1 protein-coding gene is annotated in these 257 nt (G+C 42.4%); it reads right to left on the bottom strand.

Going from position 1 to position 257, the window contains the following annotated elements; all coding sequences use genetic code 11:
* The coding region (locus tag AC0IXA_RS27770; protein ID WP_471814956.1) for a hypothetical protein at positions 1–183 on the bottom strand (183 nt) is incomplete at its 3' end.
* Between the last annotated feature and the right edge of the window lie 74 nt (positions 184–257).

Raw genomic sequence — 257 nt, 5'->3', positions numbered from 1 at the left:
CTCTAAATACTGAAGCCACTCCGCATCATGATTTCTTGCACATTTTTTCAAGACAAAGCGGTTTTGGATCGTTTCTACAAGCCACCCTTCATTAGGGCTTCTTCCGTTTAAAGGTGTTAAACGAATCGGCTTTTCAGAAAACCAATATTTCAGGACATTATAAGCATCATCTAATGTCGTCATGTCCTCACCCCTTTTTCTCAAGGTTTTGGATTTTCATAAGCACCTGGTCTGCCTCGTCCCGCTTGTCTATGCGC

The organism is Pseudomonas sp. AC083, from assembly GCF_979253165.1.
Note: the sequence above shows the minus strand (reverse complement) of the source record. Positions and strands in the feature narration are given on the sequence as shown.